This is a genomic window from Corynebacterium sp. HMSC035E02, assembly GCF_001836065.1.
Lineage (GTDB): Bacteria > Actinomycetota > Actinomycetes > Mycobacteriales > Mycobacteriaceae > Corynebacterium > Corynebacterium hiratae.
In genome coordinates this window covers 1-16,735 of record NZ_KV827374.1, presented here as the reverse complement: position 1 = coordinate 16,735, position 16,735 = coordinate 1, and the positions used below count along the sequence as shown (strand labels likewise).

The 16,735-nt window shown below is 61.4% G+C and carries 14 protein-coding genes; 7 read left to right on the top strand and 7 right to left on the bottom strand.

Going from position 1 to position 16,735, the window contains the following annotated elements; all coding sequences use genetic code 11:
• Window positions 1-19: 19 nt before the first annotated feature.
• The 5 genes from rfbB (at window position 20) to HMPREF2635_RS11035 (ending at window position 5,263) form a co-directional block, all read left to right on the top strand.
• On the top strand, window positions 20-1,015 hold the full coding sequence (rfbB, locus tag HMPREF2635_RS11055; RefSeq protein WP_210384403.1) for a dTDP-glucose 4,6-dehydratase: 996 nt from the start codon (window positions 20-22) through the stop codon (window positions 1,013-1,015).
• A gap of 6 nt (window positions 1,016-1,021) precedes the next feature.
• Window positions 1,022-2,386, top strand: a complete 1,365-nt coding sequence (locus HMPREF2635_RS11050; RefSeq protein ID WP_070511285.1) for a sugar nucleotide-binding protein — start codon at window positions 1,022-1,024, stop codon at window positions 2,384-2,386.
• Between the two features lie 117 nt (window positions 2,387-2,503).
• Window positions 2,504-3,370 carry a glucose-1-phosphate thymidylyltransferase RfbA gene (gene rfbA, locus HMPREF2635_RS11045; RefSeq protein ID WP_070511283.1) on the top strand — a complete coding sequence of 289 codons (867 nt, stop codon included), beginning with the start codon at window positions 2,504-2,506 and terminating at the stop codon, window positions 3,368-3,370.
• A gap of 147 nt (window positions 3,371-3,517) precedes the next feature.
• On the top strand, window positions 3,518-4,387 hold the full coding sequence (locus HMPREF2635_RS11040) for a DsbA family protein (RefSeq protein WP_246824883.1): 870 nt from the start codon (window positions 3,518-3,520) through the stop codon (window positions 4,385-4,387).
• 81 nt (window positions 4,388-4,468) lie between these two features.
• Entirely contained in the window at window positions 4,469-5,263 is a 795-nt protein-coding gene (locus tag HMPREF2635_RS11035; protein ID WP_070821766.1) for a cytochrome c biogenesis CcdA family protein, read from the top strand.
• Here HMPREF2635_RS11035 and HMPREF2635_RS11030 read toward each other — a convergent pair.
• From HMPREF2635_RS11030 to HMPREF2635_RS11020, 3 genes are all read right to left on the bottom strand, one after another.
• Window positions 5,260-5,895, bottom strand: a complete 636-nt coding sequence (locus HMPREF2635_RS11030; RefSeq protein ID WP_070821765.1) for an MBL fold metallo-hydrolase — start codon at window positions 5,893-5,895, stop codon at window positions 5,260-5,262. The genes HMPREF2635_RS11035 and HMPREF2635_RS11030 overlap by 4 nt on opposite strands.
• A complete protein-coding gene (locus HMPREF2635_RS11025; protein WP_070821764.1) occupies window positions 5,896-7,047 on the bottom strand; it encodes an S-(hydroxymethyl)mycothiol dehydrogenase in 1,152 nt (383 codons plus the stop codon).
• A gap of 66 nt (window positions 7,048-7,113) precedes the next feature.
• The gene (locus HMPREF2635_RS11020; protein WP_070821763.1) at window positions 7,114-7,929 is read right to left on the bottom strand and encodes a GDSL-type esterase/lipase family protein; all 816 of its coding nucleotides are present in this window, start codon (window positions 7,927-7,929) and stop codon (window positions 7,114-7,116) included.
• A gap of 174 nt (window positions 7,930-8,103) precedes the next feature.
• On the opposite strand from HMPREF2635_RS11020, the gene HMPREF2635_RS11015 reads away from it, so the two are divergent.
• Complete coding sequence (locus HMPREF2635_RS11015) at window positions 8,104-9,789, top strand: acyl-CoA synthetase (RefSeq protein ID WP_070821762.1); 1,686 nt, start codon at window positions 8,104-8,106, stop codon at window positions 9,787-9,789.
• Window positions 9,790-9,967: 178 nt separating this feature from the next.
• Here HMPREF2635_RS11015 and nagE read toward each other — a convergent pair whose 3' ends face one another.
• From nagE to HMPREF2635_RS10995, 4 genes are all read right to left on the bottom strand, one after another.
• Window positions 9,968-12,091, bottom strand: a complete 2,124-nt coding sequence (nagE, locus tag HMPREF2635_RS11010; RefSeq protein ID WP_070821761.1) for an N-acetylglucosamine-specific PTS transporter subunit IIBC — start codon at window positions 12,089-12,091, stop codon at window positions 9,968-9,970.
• Between the two features lie 41 nt (window positions 12,092-12,132).
• Complete coding sequence (gene nagB / locus HMPREF2635_RS11005; RefSeq protein ID WP_070546701.1) at window positions 12,133-12,912, bottom strand: glucosamine-6-phosphate deaminase; 780 nt, start codon at window positions 12,910-12,912, stop codon at window positions 12,133-12,135.
• A 42-nt stretch (window positions 12,913-12,954) separates the two neighbouring features.
• Window positions 12,955-14,115: an N-acetylglucosamine-6-phosphate deacetylase gene (locus tag HMPREF2635_RS11000; protein ID WP_070821760.1), complete on the bottom strand. Its 1,161-nt coding sequence runs from the start codon at window positions 14,113-14,115 to the stop codon at window positions 12,955-12,957.
• Between the two features lie 175 nt (window positions 14,116-14,290).
• Window positions 14,291-15,169: an alpha/beta hydrolase gene (locus HMPREF2635_RS10995; RefSeq protein WP_070821759.1), complete on the bottom strand. Its 879-nt coding sequence runs from the start codon at window positions 15,167-15,169 to the stop codon at window positions 14,291-14,293.
• 246 nt (window positions 15,170-15,415) lie between these two features.
• On the opposite strand from HMPREF2635_RS10995, the gene HMPREF2635_RS10990 reads away from it, so the two are divergent.
• Window positions 15,416-16,654, top strand: a complete 1,239-nt coding sequence (locus HMPREF2635_RS10990; RefSeq protein ID WP_046647863.1) for an MFS transporter — start codon at window positions 15,416-15,418, stop codon at window positions 16,652-16,654.
• Window positions 16,655-16,735 lie beyond the last annotated feature (81 nt).

Sequence of the window (16,735 nt, the reverse complement as noted above, 5' to 3'; positions counted from 1 at the left end):
CTTGTTCACCATGCGCAGGATGCTTGTTACCGGCGGTGCCGGCTTTATTGGTGCAAACTTCGTGAGGCTCGTAGCCCAGCAACGGCCCGACGTAGACATCACCGTCTTGGACAAGCTCACCTACGCGGGCAACCGCGCCAACCTTGACGGCGTGGACGCCACCCTGGTGGTGGGGGACGTGGCGGATGAGGGGGTCGTCGACAAGCTCGTGGCCCAGACGGATGCCGTGGTGCACTTCGCCGCGGAATCCCACAATGATAATTCGCTGCGGGATCCTTCGCCCTTCCTCCACACCAACGTCATGGGAACCTTCGTGCTGTTGGAGGCCTGCCGCCGCCACGATGTGCGCTTCCATCACGTTTCCACCGATGAGGTTTTTGGTGACTTGGAGATTGGCGCCGATACCTACTTCACGGAGGAGACTCCCTATAACCCCTCTTCGCCCTATTCGGCCACGAAGGCCGGTTCGGATCACCTGGTGCGCGCGTGGGTGCGCAGTTTTGGGCTGCGGGCAACCATTTCGAATTGCTCCAATAATTACGGACCTTACCAGCACATTGAGAAGTTCATTCCGCGGCAAATCACCAACCTGCTTCTGGGCCAGCCCGCCAAGCTTTATGGCACGGGCGAGCAGGTGCGGGATTGGATTCACGTGGATGATCACAACGAGGCGGTGCTTGCCATCCTGGACCGCGGGCGCATCGGTGAGACCTATAACATCGGTGCCGACCAGGAGGATACGAATAACCGCCAGGTCATCGAGATGATCTGTGAGCTGTTGGGTGCTACTGACGACGGCCGCGCGAACTACATCCACGTGGCGGACCGCCCGGGCCATGATCAGCGCTACGCCATGGATGCCAGCAAACTGCGCCGCGAGCTGGGCTGGAGCCCGCGCTACACGGATCTGCGCGAGGGCTTGGCTGCCACCATTGAGTGGTACCGCGCCCACGAGGACTGGTGGCGCCCAGGCAAGGAAGAAGTCGAAGCCAACTACGCGAAGCAAGGACAGTAAATTTCCATGAAGGTGCAGTCAACGGCCATTGAGGGCCTGCTCATTGTGGAGCTCGACGTCCACGGGGATAACCGCGGCTGGTTCAAGGAGAACTGGCAGCGTGAGAAGATGGTGGCGGCAGGTTTGCCGGACTTCCAACCGGTGCAGAATAATGTCTCCTTCAATGCGGAGAAGGGGGTTACGCGCGGGCTGCACGCGGAGCCCTGGGACAAGCTCGTCTCCGTGGCTTCCGGCCGGGCCTTCGGTGCGTGGTGCGATCTGCGCGAGGGCTCTGCCACCTTCGGGCAGCTGGTGACCCACGAGCTGCGCGAAGACGTGGCGGTCTTCGTGCCGCGCGGCGTGGCCAACGGTTTCCAGGCGCTGGAGGCCTGCGCCTACTCCTACCTGGTCAATGACCACTGGTCCCCGGATGCGGACTACACCTGCGTCAACCTCAACATGGTGGACTGGCCGCTGGAGCCGACGGAGATCTCCGACAAAGACAAGGCACACCCCGCGCTTGCCGACGTCTCCCCCATGCCCCCGCGCCGCATCCTGGTCACCGGCGCCAACGGGCAGCTGGGCCGCGCTTTAAAGAAATTCCTGCCCACCGCTGGTCTGGGCGCGGTGGAGTTCTGTGGGCACGAGGATTTCGATATCACCAACCCGCCTGCCCGCCCGTGGAAGCAGTATTCCGCCATCATCAACTGCGCGGCTTATAACGATGTCAACGGTGCGGAGGACGATCGCGCCGCGGCCTGGACGGTCAACGCTTCCGCCCCGGCGAAGCTCGCGCGCATTGCGGCGGAGAATAACCTGACCTTGGTGCACGTCTCCAGTGATTACATCTTCGATGGCTCTAACGAGGTCCACTCCGAGGATGAAATGCCTTCCCCGCTGTCGGCCTATGGGGCATCGAAAGCCGCGGGCGATACCGCCGCGCAAACCGCGCCGCGCCACTATGTCATCCGTACCTCCTGGGTCTTCGGCGATGGAGCCAACTTCATGGCCACGATGCGCTCGCTGGCGGCTAAGGGGGTCAAGCCCTCCGTCATCCATGATCAGCGCGGGCGCCCCACCTTCGCCGAGGACCTGGCCAAGGGCATCATCCACCTGCTCAAGACCAAAGCCGAGTACGGCGTGTACAACATCTCCAACTCCGGTGATGCGGTGGGTCGCGATGAAATCGCCATGGCCGTCTTCACCGGCGTGGGCCAAGACCCCGCTGGTGTCACGCCGGTCAGCACCGAGCAGTACCGCGAGATCGCCGGGCCTGAAGCTCCCCGCCCGAAGGAGTCCACCTTCGACCTGTCCAAGATTGAAGCCACCGGCTTTAAGCCGATGAATTGGCGGGCCGCTTTAGCGCTTTACCTGGGCCTTTACCCGGCATAACACTTAACATAACACTTAGCTTCCCAGGTGTTATGTTGAGTGGGAAGTTAAGTGTTATGTTCGCCAGCCCGCGCCGCCGCACCCCGGCGCGGGACCCCTCCGTTAAGCTTGAAGCCCATGAAGGGCATCATCCTCGCTGGCGGTTCAGGGACCCGCCTCTACCCCATCACCAAGGGCATCTCGAAGCAGCTCATGCCCATCTATGACAAGCCGATGGTCTACTACCCTCTGACCACCCTGATCCAGGCCGGCATACGCGAGATCCTCATCATCACCACCCCAGAAGACCAGGCCGCCTTCCAACGCCTGCTTGGCGACGGCTCCCAACTAGGCCTCATGCTGCACTACGCGGTCCAACCCAGGCCCGAAGGTTTGGCCCAGGCCTTCCTCATCGCGGAAGACTTCATCGCTGAAGATGACGTGGCCCTCGTTTTGGGTGACAACATCTTTGACGGCCACGGCTTCTCCACGGCGCTGAATGAGTGCAGCCACCCGGGCGGCGGCATCATCTTTGCCTACGAGGTCTCCGATCCGCAGCGCTATGGCGTTGTCGACTTTGACTCCTCGGGCCAAGCATTGTCCATTGAGGAAAAGCCCGCTGCGCCCAAATCCAACCACGCCGTGGTGGGCTTGTATTTCTATGACAATTCCGTGGTGGAGATTGCCAAGTCCATTACGCCCAGCGCACGCGGGGAGTTAGAAATCACCACCGTCAACGAGGAATACCTGCGCCGCGGGCAGCTGCGCGTCAAACGCTTGCAGCGCGGTGATGTCTGGCTGGACACCGGCACGGTGGACTCCATGAGTGAGGCCTCGGCCTACGTGGAGGTGATGCAAAAACGCACCGGCACCGTCATCGGCTCACCGGAGGTTGCCGCCTTCGAGGAGGGCTTCATCGATGCCGCCGCACTCACCGAGCTGGCCGAGCCCCTCCTGAAGTCCGGCTATGGCCGCTATCTCCTGGCCGCTGCCCAAGAGAGTTGAGCTCGAGGTACATATCGATCAAATAGGGGCCGAAACCTGCCAAGATCTGGGTCCTTAATTGATCGATCCGTACGCGCCTAAGCGTCCCTCGCCCTGTGTCAGGAGCCGCCATCACCCAAACGGGCCTAGACGCGTTAAGGTAATCGCATGCCTCATTCATCCTCTCGCCCCACCAGTGATTCGAAGAAATCAGCGCTATCCACCATCAGCCCCGTGGCGTGGGGATTGTTGGTGATCATTGTAATTCTGGCCATCATCATCGGCTTCCTTCTGGCAGAGCGCAATTCTTCCGGTGACGAAGGGACCCAGGCGGCCAAGGAAACCGCGACGAGCACGGCACCCACCGAAGACCTAGCGAAGGACGCCGACAAGGCCACACCCGGCACGAAGTTCTCCGACGGCAAGGGTGACCCGATGATCTTCGGCCCCGGCGGCGATACCAAGAGCGGGGATATCACGGTGGTGCACCGCAAGAAGGAGAACGATCCTTTCGCCGTGGGCGCGGTGGATGCGCCTGTGGTGATTTCGGAGTTCTCCGATTTCGAGTGCCCGTTCTGCTCCCGCCACGCCAATGTCACCGAGCCGGATATCCTTAAGAAGTACGTGGAGAAGGGCCTGGTGCGTATCGAGTGGAATGACTTCCCCGTTAACGGCCCCGCCGCCGTTGAGGCTGCTAAGGCCGGGCGCGCGGCCGCGGCACAGGGTAAATTCCAAGAGTTCAAGCACGAGCTCTACACCGCCAGCAAGGACATCAGCGGGCACCCGGAATTCGGCATCGAGGACTTCATGAAGTTCGCCAAGAAGGCCGGCGTTGCGGACTTGGAGAAGTTCCGCCAGCAGGCCACGGATGATACCTACACAGAGGTCATCGAGACGGCCACCACCTATGCTTCCCAGATCGGTATTACGGGCACCCCGGCATTCGTGGTGGGGGATCAGTTCGTCAGTGGTGCGCAGCCCCTCGAGGTATTTGAACAGGTCATCCAGGAACAGCTGGGAAAGGCGGCCAATGCCTAAACCACCGCTGATCGTGTGGATCTTCATCGCACTGGTTATTGTGACCGCATTCTTGGGAGGTTATGCCGTGGGGGTGAGCCTGTGAGCATCGGAATTTTTGGCGCCGTCATCGCCGGTGTACTGACCTTGATCAGCCCCTGCTCAGCGCTGTTGGTGCCAGCCTTCTTTGCCTATGCTTTTGAATCGCAGCGCCAGCTGTTGCTGAAGACTGTGGTGTTTTTCTTAGGCCTGTGCAGCACGCTCGTGCCCATCGGCATGGGGCTGGCTGCCCTGCTTGCGCAATACCGCGGCCAGGTCATCACAGTGGCGGGCTGGATCATCATTGCGCTGGGAATCTTTACCGCCTTGGGCGGCGGTTTCCGCATCCCCGGCATGGATTCCCTGTCCGGTAAGGCGCGGGGAAGGGTATTTCTGCTCGGCGCGGTCTATGGCTTCGCGGGCTTTTGCGCGGGCCCACTCTTGGGTGCTGTTCTCACCACGGCCGCAGCGTCCGGCAGCGCGCTCTACGGCGGGCTCATTATGGTGGCTTATGCCGCGGGCATGGCCGCACCGCTCTTTGTGCTCGCCGCACTGTGGGAACGCTTCGATGTAGGTTCGTGGTCCTGGCTGCGCGGGCGCGAGGTGGTACTCGGCCCCGTGCGCACGAATACTCTCTCCATTGTGTCGGGCGCATTTTTCGTGCTCATCGGCGTGCTGTTCATTGTGAGCTATGGCAGCGCAACCCTGCCCGCGGTCTTAAGCACGGATGCGCAGTTCGCAGTGCAGGAAAAAGCCCGCGCCTTCAGCGCGGGCGTGGCGGATGCGTGGGTCTGGTTCGGGGTCTCGCTTGCTGCCACGGTGGTAGCAGGCATCAAGGCTGCCCGCACCCCGGCCTAGTAACCACGCGCGATGTACTCGTCGATACGCGCGGCCTCAGCGCCAATGGTGGTCTCGTCGCCGTGGCCCGGCAGGACGCGGGTCTCCGGCGGGAGGTTCAGCACGCGGTTGCGCAGGGACTCGATGATGACGTCGAAGTCGGAGTACTTGCGGCCGGTGGCACCCGGCCCGCCATTGAAGAGGGTATCTCCCGACAGCAGCGTGGCTTCGTCCGCGAGGTAGAGCACTACGCACCCCGGCGAGTGACCCGGCGTGTGGAAGACCACGAAGTCACTATCGCCCACGGTGAAGAGCTGGTTATCCTCCAGCGGCACGAAGGTGGCATCCTCGTGCGTTTCCTCCCACAGGGGACGGTCATCCGGGTGCAGGTACACGGACACACCGAAGTGCTCAGCCACCTGGGGGGCGAGCTCGCAGTGGTCGTTGTGCGCGTGGGTGAGGATAACGCCCTTGACGGTGCGCTGTCCTACCTCGTCGATGACGCGCTCGGCGTCGTGGGAAGGATCGATGATGTAGCACTCGGCGTCGCTTGACGCGCCACCTGCGGCCAGGATGTAGACGTTATTGTCCACGTCCCACTCACCGCCATCCAGGCGGAACTTTCCTGAGGTTACAAACTGTTCGATAATCATTTACAGCTCCACTACGGATCGAAGTACCTTGCCAGCCTTCATGGTAGCGAAGGCCTCCTCCACGTCGTCCAGGCCAATGCGCTCGGTGACGAAGTCCTGCAGCGGGAAGCGGCCCTGCAGGGAGAGGTCGACGTACATGGGGAAGTCACGCTCCGGCAGGCAATCGCCGTACCAGGAGGACTTCAGCGATCCGCCGCGGCCGAAGAAATCGATAGCCGGGACGTCGAAGCGGCTGGTGAGGTTCGGCACGCCCACCATAACCATGCGGCCGGCCAGGTCGCGGGAGTAGAAGGCCTGACGGGTGGTGACCGGGATACCGACGGCATCGATGGCCACGTCGGTGCCGAAGCTATCGGTGAGCTCACGGACTGCCTCGATGACTTCGTCCTCAGACTTGTCCTTCGACGCAATGGTGTGGGTTGCACCGAACTTCTTAGCCAGCTCTAGCTTGTCTGGGTCCAGGTCCACAGCGATGACCTTCGAGGCACCCGCCAGCACCGCGCCGGCGATAGCCGCCATACCGACACCACCGCAGCCAAAGACCGCGACGGACTCGCCGCGCTTGACGTCCGCGGTATTCACCGCAGCGCCCAAGCCGGCCATCACGCCACAGCCCAGCAGGCCCGCGGCGGCCGGATCCGCCTCCGGGTTGACCTTGGTGCACTGGCCTTCGTGGACCAGGGTCTTCTCCGCGAAGGAGCCGATGCCGAGCGCCGGGGTGAGCTCGGTGCCAGCGTCGGCGTCGCCCTCGGCAAGCGTCATCTTCGCGGAGGCGTTGTGGGTGTTGAAGCAGTACTTCGGCTCACCCTTCTTACAAGCGCGGCACTCGCCGCACACCGCGCGCCAGTTCAGGACCACGAAGTCACCGACCTCGACGTGGGTGACGGCATCGCCCACGCGCTCGACGACGCCCGCCGCCTCATGCCCGAGCAGGAAGGGGAAGGCATCCTCAATATCGCCATCGCGGTAAGCCAGGTCGGTGTGGCAGACGCCGCAGGCCTGAATCTTGACCACGACATCGTGCTCGCCCGGAGCGGGCACGACGATGTTGACGGTCTCGACGGGCTCGCCCTTGGCGCGCGCAATCACGCCACGGACAACCTCCGAGCCTTGCTGAGATTTATTTTCATTAAGGTTTTCATTAACAGTCATGTCCGCGAGGGTACGCGAAAGGCCCGGGCAACGTAGCCCGGGCCTAAAAGCCAGAAGAACACGCTTCTAGAAGCTAGCGAGGTGATTGGCCACAAACTCGTGACCGCGCGCATTAATGTGCAGCGGCAGGTTTCCGGGACCGGCAGAGAAGTCCACCAGACCCGCCCACAGTCGCTTATTGGCATCGGCGCACATTCCACGATCCCAGGTCATCGGCTTCATGTCCACGAACTCGGTACCCGTCGCGTGCGCTAGGTCCACCTGCATCCACTGCGTGACGTTTTCATAGCGCTGCACCATCGGCAGAGCCGTGGCATCGGCCGGCTTCGGACCAAAGTGGAGGAGGCAGTAGCGGTCGCCCGAGCCGATGGTCGGATAACCCACGATCTGAATGCGGGCATTGGGGGCTGCTGCACGAATCTTGTTGATAATCGGCGCATTTGCGCCAACAAAGCGGGCACGCATGTCGGCGTCGGAAAGCTGGGCATTGTTATACGTATCGTTAAAGCCGCCCGCATAGAGCACGCGCTGGGTGTCCGGGCTGAGCGCGCCACGACGGATGGCATCATCGACCTGCGCGTTCATCTGCGGACCCTGAGACATCGAGACCGCACCGGAGCAGGAGAAATCCGCCACCGGCATACCCAGCTTGGAAGCGACGCGCTTGGCGTAGTTATTGCCGGAGGGGCAGTCGAGGCTCGGGTTGCGGTTGGAGGAGCCGAGGCGCGAGGAGAGGTAAACATCTAGCTGCGGATCCGCCAATACGGAGTCGCCAAAGGCAACGAGGTTTCGCTCGCCGGCGGCAGCCTGCGGAGCCTGGGACAAGCTTACTGCCACGAGGAGGGAGGCGCAGAGGGCAGTGATGCGCTGGGTAAACTTCACGTGACTGATGTCCTTTCGAGAAAAGGGTATGTTCTTAACCGAAACCATATTAAACTAAGCTAGCAGTTAATCTCGTGCAACAATAGCAACAACTGTAACAATTTGTCGTTTTTAAAACAGGCGCGTTAGGCGCCTCCCCGTAACCTTCTACCCCTTCCCTACGATGAGAACCCTATGAAGCTTTCTGATCTCACCTTCCATGCCGCCGCTCTCGCGCGTTTTGTCCCCGCCCTCTTTCGCGCCGGCCTTATCAGCCCCGCTGGCGGCCCACGGGCAGTGGTCTCCACCGCGCCGATTCTCGCCCGCTACCGCTTCACCACCGCCCGCGAGGTGGAGCAGGCCTACCTGACCTGCCCAGAACGCCTAGCGCTTATCGACGATGACGGGGCACTCACCTACCGCCAGCTGCGTGATCACTCCCGCACCTTCGCGCGCTGGTTGCTTTCTTTGGGGCTCGAGGAGATTCGCCTCGGTGTTATGGCACGCAATGGCCGCGGCATCATCACCCCGTTGGCCGCCAAGGGCTATGCGGGGGCACACATCTTTTTGCTCAACGTTGGTTCTTCCCCCGAGCAGCTTGCCGGCTGCATCGAGGAAAACCGCATCAACGTGCTCGTTATCGACGATGAATTCATCGACCGCCTCGCTCCCGCCGACGGTTCTAGTCCCACCAATAGCGCTAGCCCCATTGATGGCCTGCACGTGGTCATTGGCCACGAGTCTGGTGAGGAGATTCCCGCTGAGCTGGCGCAGGCGGCATCGCTGCGCAAGATTGTTCAGAACCCGCGGGACGTCGAGGAACAGAAGCTTCCGACCTGGCCCAAGCACGGGCATATCGTGCTCATGTCCTCCGGCACCACTGGCATCCCCAAGGGAATCATGCGCCCGGAGCCGACGCTGCCGGTGGTGGTTGCCTCCATCGTCGATGCGGTGCCGTGGCGCGGGGATCAAAAGGTGCAGATGACCGCCTCCATCTTCCACACATGGGGCTGGGCCTGCCTCAACATCGCGCTGGGCCTGCGCAATACCATTGTCACCCGCCGCGTCTTCGATCCGGCGGCCGCACTCGACGACATCCAGCGCTACCAGCTTGATGGCCTGCTTTCCTCCCCCGTCTTCTTCCGCCAGATGGTTGAGGCGGACCCGGATTCGACCTTCGACACCTCAAGCCTGAAGTTCATTGCCTCCGCCGGGCATGCGCTGACCCCGGAGATCGTCAAAGAAACCCACGAGCGCTTCGGGCCGATTCTGTGCAATGTTTATGGCTCCACGGAACTGGCGCTGGCGTCGACGGCCACCATGGAAGAGGTGGCTAAGGACCCGACCATCGGCGGCAAGATTGCCTCTGGCACCAAGCTGCGCATCCTCGATGAGGAAGGCAATGAGGTCCCGCGCGGCGAGGTCGGCGAAATCTATCTGACCAACTCCACCGCGCTCATTGGCTATACCAACCCGAAAATTCCGCTCAACAAGGTTGATGGCCTCATCTCTATCGGCGACTTGGGCTATATCGACCCCGATGGCTACTTGCACGTGGTGGGCCGCGCCGATGACATGATCATCGTCGGCGGCGAGAACGTGCACCCGCAGTCGGTGACGGAGGTGCTTGAAACCATGCCGGGCATCGCGGAAGTGCATGCCGGCGGCGTGGAGGATGAAACCACCTTCCAGCGCATCGCCGTGTGGGCCGTGACCACGCGCGATGCCTTGGGCAACACCGTGACTGCCGACGCCATCCGCACCTGGGTCCGCGAGAACCTCGCCGACCACTCCGTGCCGCGCGACGTCCACTTCCTAGACAAGCTGCCGCGCAATGCCACGGGCAAGGTGGTGCCGCGCCTGCTGAGCAATACCGACTAGCCGGCTTCTTCACTCCAGATTTCCCGGCTGAAATAGGGCCCTCCGAGCCACAACTGCCCGAGTTGCCAAAACCTTCGCTCCTCACCGCAGGGAGCAACGTTGTTTTTGGCAACTCGGGCAGTTTTTATATCTGGGATTTGGCCCCGCCGGCCCATCCCTTGAGATGGGCCGAATCAGGTTAGTTGCTGCGCTTGACGGTGGCCGCAACCTCGCCCGGTTGGACATGACCCTCGCGGGCAATGTCGACACCAGCGACTTGCTTGGCCGTCGGGCACACCACCGGGGTGATGAGGTTGACGCCGCGCTCGCGCAGCTTCTGCGCCTCCACCGCGATGATCGGCGTGCCGGCGGTGACGGTATCGCCCTTCTTGGCCAGGGCCGTGAAACCTTCGCCCTTGAGCTCCACGGTGTCGATGCCGATGTGGATGAGCAGGTCCAGCCCATCCGCGGTCTGCATACCGAAGGCATGGCCCGTCTTGAAGACCATGGTGATGGTGCCGTCAACGGGCGCGCAGACGTCGAAGGCATCGACGGTTTCAGGCATAACGGCGAAGCCTTCGCCCACCATGCCCTGCGCAAAGGAGGCATCCGGGACCTGGGAGAGCTCGACGACGTCTCCGGCGAACGGGGCACACACCTCGACATCCGCTGCGTCACCGCTGACGCTCTGAGCGGAAGCGGCGCTGGCCGGCGCGCTGGCTCCAGCCGCGGTCGCAGCACCCGCCGTGGCCAGGACCGGAGAACCGTGGCGCAGCTGGTGGCTGACCTCGTCATACATGAACTGCACGGCCGGGCCCACGATGACCTGGACGCTCTTCTCCGAGGGGTGGATGACGCCGGAGACGGCGGCGCGCTTGATTACGGAGTCGTCGACAAGCGCGCGATCCTTGACGCCCACGCGCAGGCGCGTGGTGCAGTAGTCCAGGGAGTCAATGTTGTCCTTGCCGCCGAGGCCTTCGATGATGCGCGCGGCATCGGCTGCGGTCTTGTCATCGCCGCTGACGGAATCCGCCGCGTCGTCGGCTTCATCCTCGCCGCGGCCCGGGGTCTTGAGGTTGAGCCAGCCGATGAGGAAGTAGAAGATGACGAAGTAGAGGAAGAAGAAGCCCACGCCCATCACCACCAGCATGTACCACTTGTTGGCCAGCGGGTTCTGGGAGGAGAGCAGCATATCCACGAAACCGGCGGAGAAACCGAAGCCGGCGGTCCACTCCATGGCGGAGGCAATGAAGACGGACAGACCCATCAGCAGCGCGTGCACCACGTAGAGCAGCGGGGCGACGAACATGAAGGAGAACTCCAACGGCTCAGTCACGCCGGTGAAGAAGGAGGCCAGGGCGCCAGCGGCCATGAGCGAGCCGACGACCTTGCGCTTGCTCTTATCCGCGCGCAGGTACATGGCAAGTGCCGCGCCCGGCAGGCCGAACATCATGACTGGGAAGAAGCCCGCCTGGTAGCGGCCCACGACGCCCTCGACCGTGCACTGGCCGTTCGCCCAAATGCCCGGGCAGTCCGCAGCAGAGGTCGCGGCCGCGGCGGCGTCGATGGTGGCCTGGCCGGCCTGGAAGTTACCGATGTCGTTGATACCGATGACGTCGAACCAGAAGACGGAGTTCAGTGCGTGGTGCAAGCCGGTCGGGATGAGCAGGCGGTTGGCCACGCCGTAGATGCCGGCACCCGCCGCGCCCAGCCCCTGGATGGAGGTACCGAAGTTGAACAGCGCGTTGTAGATGAACGGCCACACAAAATAGAGCATGCCGGAGACAACCATGGCGAAAATCGCGGTAAGGATCGGCACCAATCGGCGGCCAGAGAAGAAGGCGAGGAAGTCCGGCAGCTTGGTGCCGTGGAAGCGGTTATATACCCAGGCCGCCATGATGCCGGCGAGGATGCCGAAGAGGACGTTGCCGCCGCCCACAGCATTCCAGCCTTCCGCGGCCCATTCCAGCGCCTCATCGCCGGTCAACGCGGTGGGGTCTTCGATGCCGCGGTAGCCGGCCACGGCGTCGGGGCCCAGCAGTTTCATGAACGTGGCAAAGGCCAGGAAGCCAGATAGTGCTGCGGCACCGTTGGAATCCTTGGCCAGGCCGAAGGAAATGGCGATGGCGAAGATCCAGCCCAGGTTAGCCAGCACCGCATCACCGGAGCTGATGAGCAGCTGCGCGGCGAGGTTATCCGGGCCGGCGGCGCTGGATATCCAGTAACCAACACCGCAGAGAATCGCCGCGACGGGCAGCACCGCCACGGCGCCCATGAGGGCTTTTCCGAGCCGCTGCAGCGGCCCCATGACATCGACTTTCATGCGAGGAGTCCTTTCACATTAGTAAGGAATAGATGGAGTTTTTAGGAGAAGAGTGGGCGGTGCGGACGATGTTGGTCGGCGAAAATGTAGTACTCGCGGTCCTCTAACTGGGAAGCAGCGGATTCATCCACAATCACCGTGGCGTGCTGGTGCAACTGCAGGATTGAGGCCGGGCAGTGTGCAGACAGTGGGCCTTCCACCATGTCGCGCACAGCATTGGCCTTGTTGCTACCGGTAGCCAGCAAGAGCAGGCGACGCGCCTCGTTAATCGTTCCCAGTCCTTGAGTGACGGCAAAGCGCGGCACCTCGTCCACGGTGTCAAAGAAACGGGAGTTATCGTTCACGGTCTGCGGGTGCAGAGTAGTGACGTGGGTGCGCGACGTCAGGGAGCTGGAAGGCTCGTTAAAGCCGACGTGTCCGTTGGCGCCGATGCCCAGCAGTTGGATATCCACGCCGCCAGCATCACGGATGGCCTTGTCATAGGTGGCCGCGGCGGCTGCCGGGTCGTCCGCGTCACCAGCGGGGCTTTTCACCAGGTCGTCGTTGAAATCCACGTGGCTGGTGAATTCGCGGCGAATGGTGGAATAGTAGGACTGCTCGTGGGTGCGCTCCAGCCCGATGTATTCATCGAGCAGGAATGCGCGGCTGCGGGCAAAGCTCACCTCGCCGCGCTCATAGCGGGCGATGAGTTCCTTGTACATCGCCACCGGGGTCGATCCCGTGGCGAGGCCCAGGGTGGACCCGGCGTTGGCGTAATGCGCGAAAATGTTCGCGGCTTCCACGGCCACCTCGGCGGGGGTAGATCGAATAAGTATGTCCATGAGCTGCCTTCCTCGTTGCTTCTTTATTTAACGTCTAGATTTTTAACGGTCGAGCGGGATATCAGCACCGCCAACAATGACGCGCACTGGTTCCAACTGGGCATTGAGACCCACCAGATTGGCACGAGCGCCAACCGCGATGCGGCCTAGATTCGTTTCCCCCAACACGTCGGCTGCCGTGGTGGAGGTAAAGCGCACCGCCTCACCCAGACCATGGCGCGCAGCGAAACTGGCGAACTGCTGGGCCAAGGTGGACGTGCCGCCCGCAATCGCGCCGCTGGGCACGCGCGCGACTCCCCCGCTCACCGTGACGGGCAGGGAGCCCAATTCATAGTCGCCGTCGGCCATACCGGCCGCCGCCATGGCATCAGTGATGGCGAAGGCGCGGTGGCTGTGCACCATGTCCACGGCGCCGTCAACAAGATGCACACCATCTGCGATGAGCTCAACGGACACATCCCCCGCCTTCGCCGCGGTGAGCAAGGCCGCTACCGGGCCCGGCGCGCGGTGGTGGATAGGTGGCATGGCGTTGAAGAGGTGCGTGCCGGTCACGGTGACGCCGAGCTCCTTGGCCTTAGCGATAACCTTCAGCGTGGTGTCGTAATCGGCCTCGGTGTGGCCCAGGCTGGCGATGATGCCATGCTCCGCGCAGACTTCGAGCAGCTTGTCGACGTTCTCCGTTTCCGGCGCGAAGGTAATCGAACGCAGGTGGCCGCGAGCCGCGGCGATGACTGCGCGGAAGAAGTCCGGGTCGCCCGGCACGATGCGCGAAGGGTCCTGCGCGCCGCATTTGGCCGCCGCGATGAAGGGGCCCTCCATGTGGATGCCGGCGATCTCGCCTTCTTCAGCCAGCTGGGCCAAAAGCTCAGCCCGGGCACACAGCTCTTCCTGCGTGCCGGAGACCAAGCTGGCCAGCAGCGTCGTGGTGCCGTGTGCGCGGTGGAAGCGGGCGGCGGCCAGGCACTGCTCATAATCGCCGTTGGGGAATCCCCCGCCGTTGCCGCCGTGGTTGTGCAGGTCCACGAAACCGGGCACCCACAGCAACGCATCCGGGTCCCCGGCGCGCCAGGCGGCCTCGGCTGCGGGGACGTCGCCAAGCGCTATACCCTCAAAACTCTCCCCGAACGTGACGGCCCCGGCGCGCAGCTCGAAGTTCTCATCGATGTAGAGGCCCTCGACGTGGCCTTTCGCCTCTGTCTGCATGACTCATTCGATTCTGTTTGTACGGGCTGGCAAGGCACAGCCCAATTGACAATTCACTTGAAATTTATCAGGGCTACCAATTTTTGTGAACCGCACTTCCTCCGTAGGGTGTGTGAGCGCAGATGCCTTCTAGCGTGTTAGGTACACCGCGTGGTATGCCGAAAGGCCCCGCGAGTTACCAGCCGCGGGTGGCCACTCGGTCCCAAAGCGCGTTGCGAGCTAGCTCACCGGCGCCCGCTGGTGAGGTGCCAACGAACACGTCTCGCGCATCAGGATCGTCAGCAAGAATGTAGCGGAACCACGCGGTGGCGTAGCCGTCCCCAAACTCTAAAACGTCCTTGTGGTCCGCGCCTAGGCGGCGGGCAATGACTGCCGGACCACCAGCTGATTCATAGCTCTCCTGCAGGTCTTCCCACGGGCTAACAAACCAGCGGTCTGAACGGCCATCACTCGTCATCAGGAAAAGCGGTTCCTCTACGTCGGCTGTGTTGTAGTCCCAGTCATTGGACCGCGCCACCTTGTGGGAGGCCGGGCTCGCCACATACACGGCTGCTACCTCCACTTGTACCGCAGCGTTGATGGCACCTGCGCCGCCCTGCGAGTGTCCGAAAATACCGACTCGTGACCGGTCCACACGGGAATCCAGTTCCGGCAAGCGCTCGATTAGGTGCACGACATTCTCCCCGGTTCCGGTTTGGGGAGTCTCATCGCCGACAACCACGAAGCCCCAACTAGCCAAGTGCTCCGCCACGGGCAGGTAGCTGCTCAGCGGCGTGTTCGTGCCATTAGCCATGACCACCGCCGGAAGCGGTCCCGCGCCCGTCGGTGCCGCAACGGTCACATCACCGTCACGCCGCACGTCGACCTCGTGTGGCCCCTCGTCCGCGAACGACGCTTCCAGCGGGCCACCTGTCTCAGCGCTGTATCCGGCAGCCACGCCGTCATCACCGGTCACGCTGTCTGCGTCCACCCACTGCATGAATCCCACAAACCCTACAAACGCCACCACAATCACGGCCACCACGGCAATCATACCAACCACAAGCTTTTTCATGCTCTGTATTGTGTTTCGCACGAGAGCGAAGGTCACTAGCGCTAGCACTACTTTTTCCTGTACACAGTGCAAGAGCTGCCTCCGCTACGCCCTTGAAATGAGAGACTCACATCATTACCTTGTTGTATGTAATCGTCATCACATATGGGAGAAATAATGCTTACCTCCGAAACGCTTTCCGAAGTAGTCACAGTAGGAGGTTCAGGTCCGTTCAGCGGCCAGGGCAACGAAACAGTTGCAGCCTAAATGCATCCCCCTAGAAACAGTGGTGACGAAGGACTTTCATCTATCTACACCTTGACCGCCACATATTTTTTATTGTCAGTGTGCGGGTCAATGACCAGCCTCTCGATTTCACTCCACTTCGCCGAACTCAACAAAGGCGAACTGTTGGTGGCAAGCATCTTCATCTCGGGTACTTGCGCTCAAGTTTTTGCAGTCCCCTTTCTGGCCCCACTCTTCAACAAATTCAACAGCTATCACATTGCGCTTGCTGCACTCTTCTTAGATCTTCTGGGCCTGTTATCAATGGCAGCCTATCCAGAGCCATTGATCCTCATTGTCGGAAATCTCGTCACCGCATGCTTAAGCGGACTGTCAATTCCATCCATTTTCACCATCGCTGACTCTCAGGTCGGCGAAGGACAGCAGGCGAAAGCCTTCTCCCTCTTGGACACAGCCCGACTTGGCAGTGGATTCCTTGGACCACCTCTAGGTGGATTACTACTGGACCAAAGAAACCTGCAGACAGCGCTCTTCGTTGAAGCTTGCGCCGTTGGAGTCTCGCTACTTGCTTTTTATTTCCTTTATAAATCCTCGCCCCCGAAAACACTGCTTCATTCAGAAACCAAAGATTCTTCACCGAGTTTTCTCCAGAAGGTCCTCGAAGCACCTTCCCTTTTGCTGAAGAATAGAAGCGCTCGGTCCGCGTTAACCAGCATTTGGGGAGCAATTATCTGCACCTCGATTTTCAACGTTTCGCTTGTCTTCTATGCGACACAGACCCTCCACGTCAGCGGTACGTTATATGCCATCATTGCCCAAGCATTTATCGTGGGCCGCATCTTTGGCGCACGGCTTTCAGCTCGCCTTCACTCACAGAACGCTGGGAAAGTCCTGGCCGGGGCAGGATTCGCTATGGGGTGTTTCATAGCTTTACCTGGACTATTTCCCTCATTGTGGCTCTGCATCCCATGTTTCCTCCTGGGCGGAGTCTGCAATGCTGCTCAGGTGGCCGCACTACGCATAATCGTTGTCGGATCCGTACCTGATGAAGTGAAACCCAAAGCCCTTTCTACGATGGGTTCAATTAACAGCTCCGCAATGCTTATTGGATACATCATCGGGGCACCTGTTGTAAGTGCCATCGGCCCAGCTGCGGCCCTTGTCGTATCAGGGTTTGGCACCTCTATCCTCACTCTGGGGCCAATTCTGAAGACCACCATGTACGGTGCCTCCGGTGACCAAGACTACGACAACAAATAGCATTCAATTCTGTAGTAAATCTACTGTCAGATGCGAGTTTTTGGTACCGGTGTGTTCAGAAGACTGAAATGGTAGCGGTGT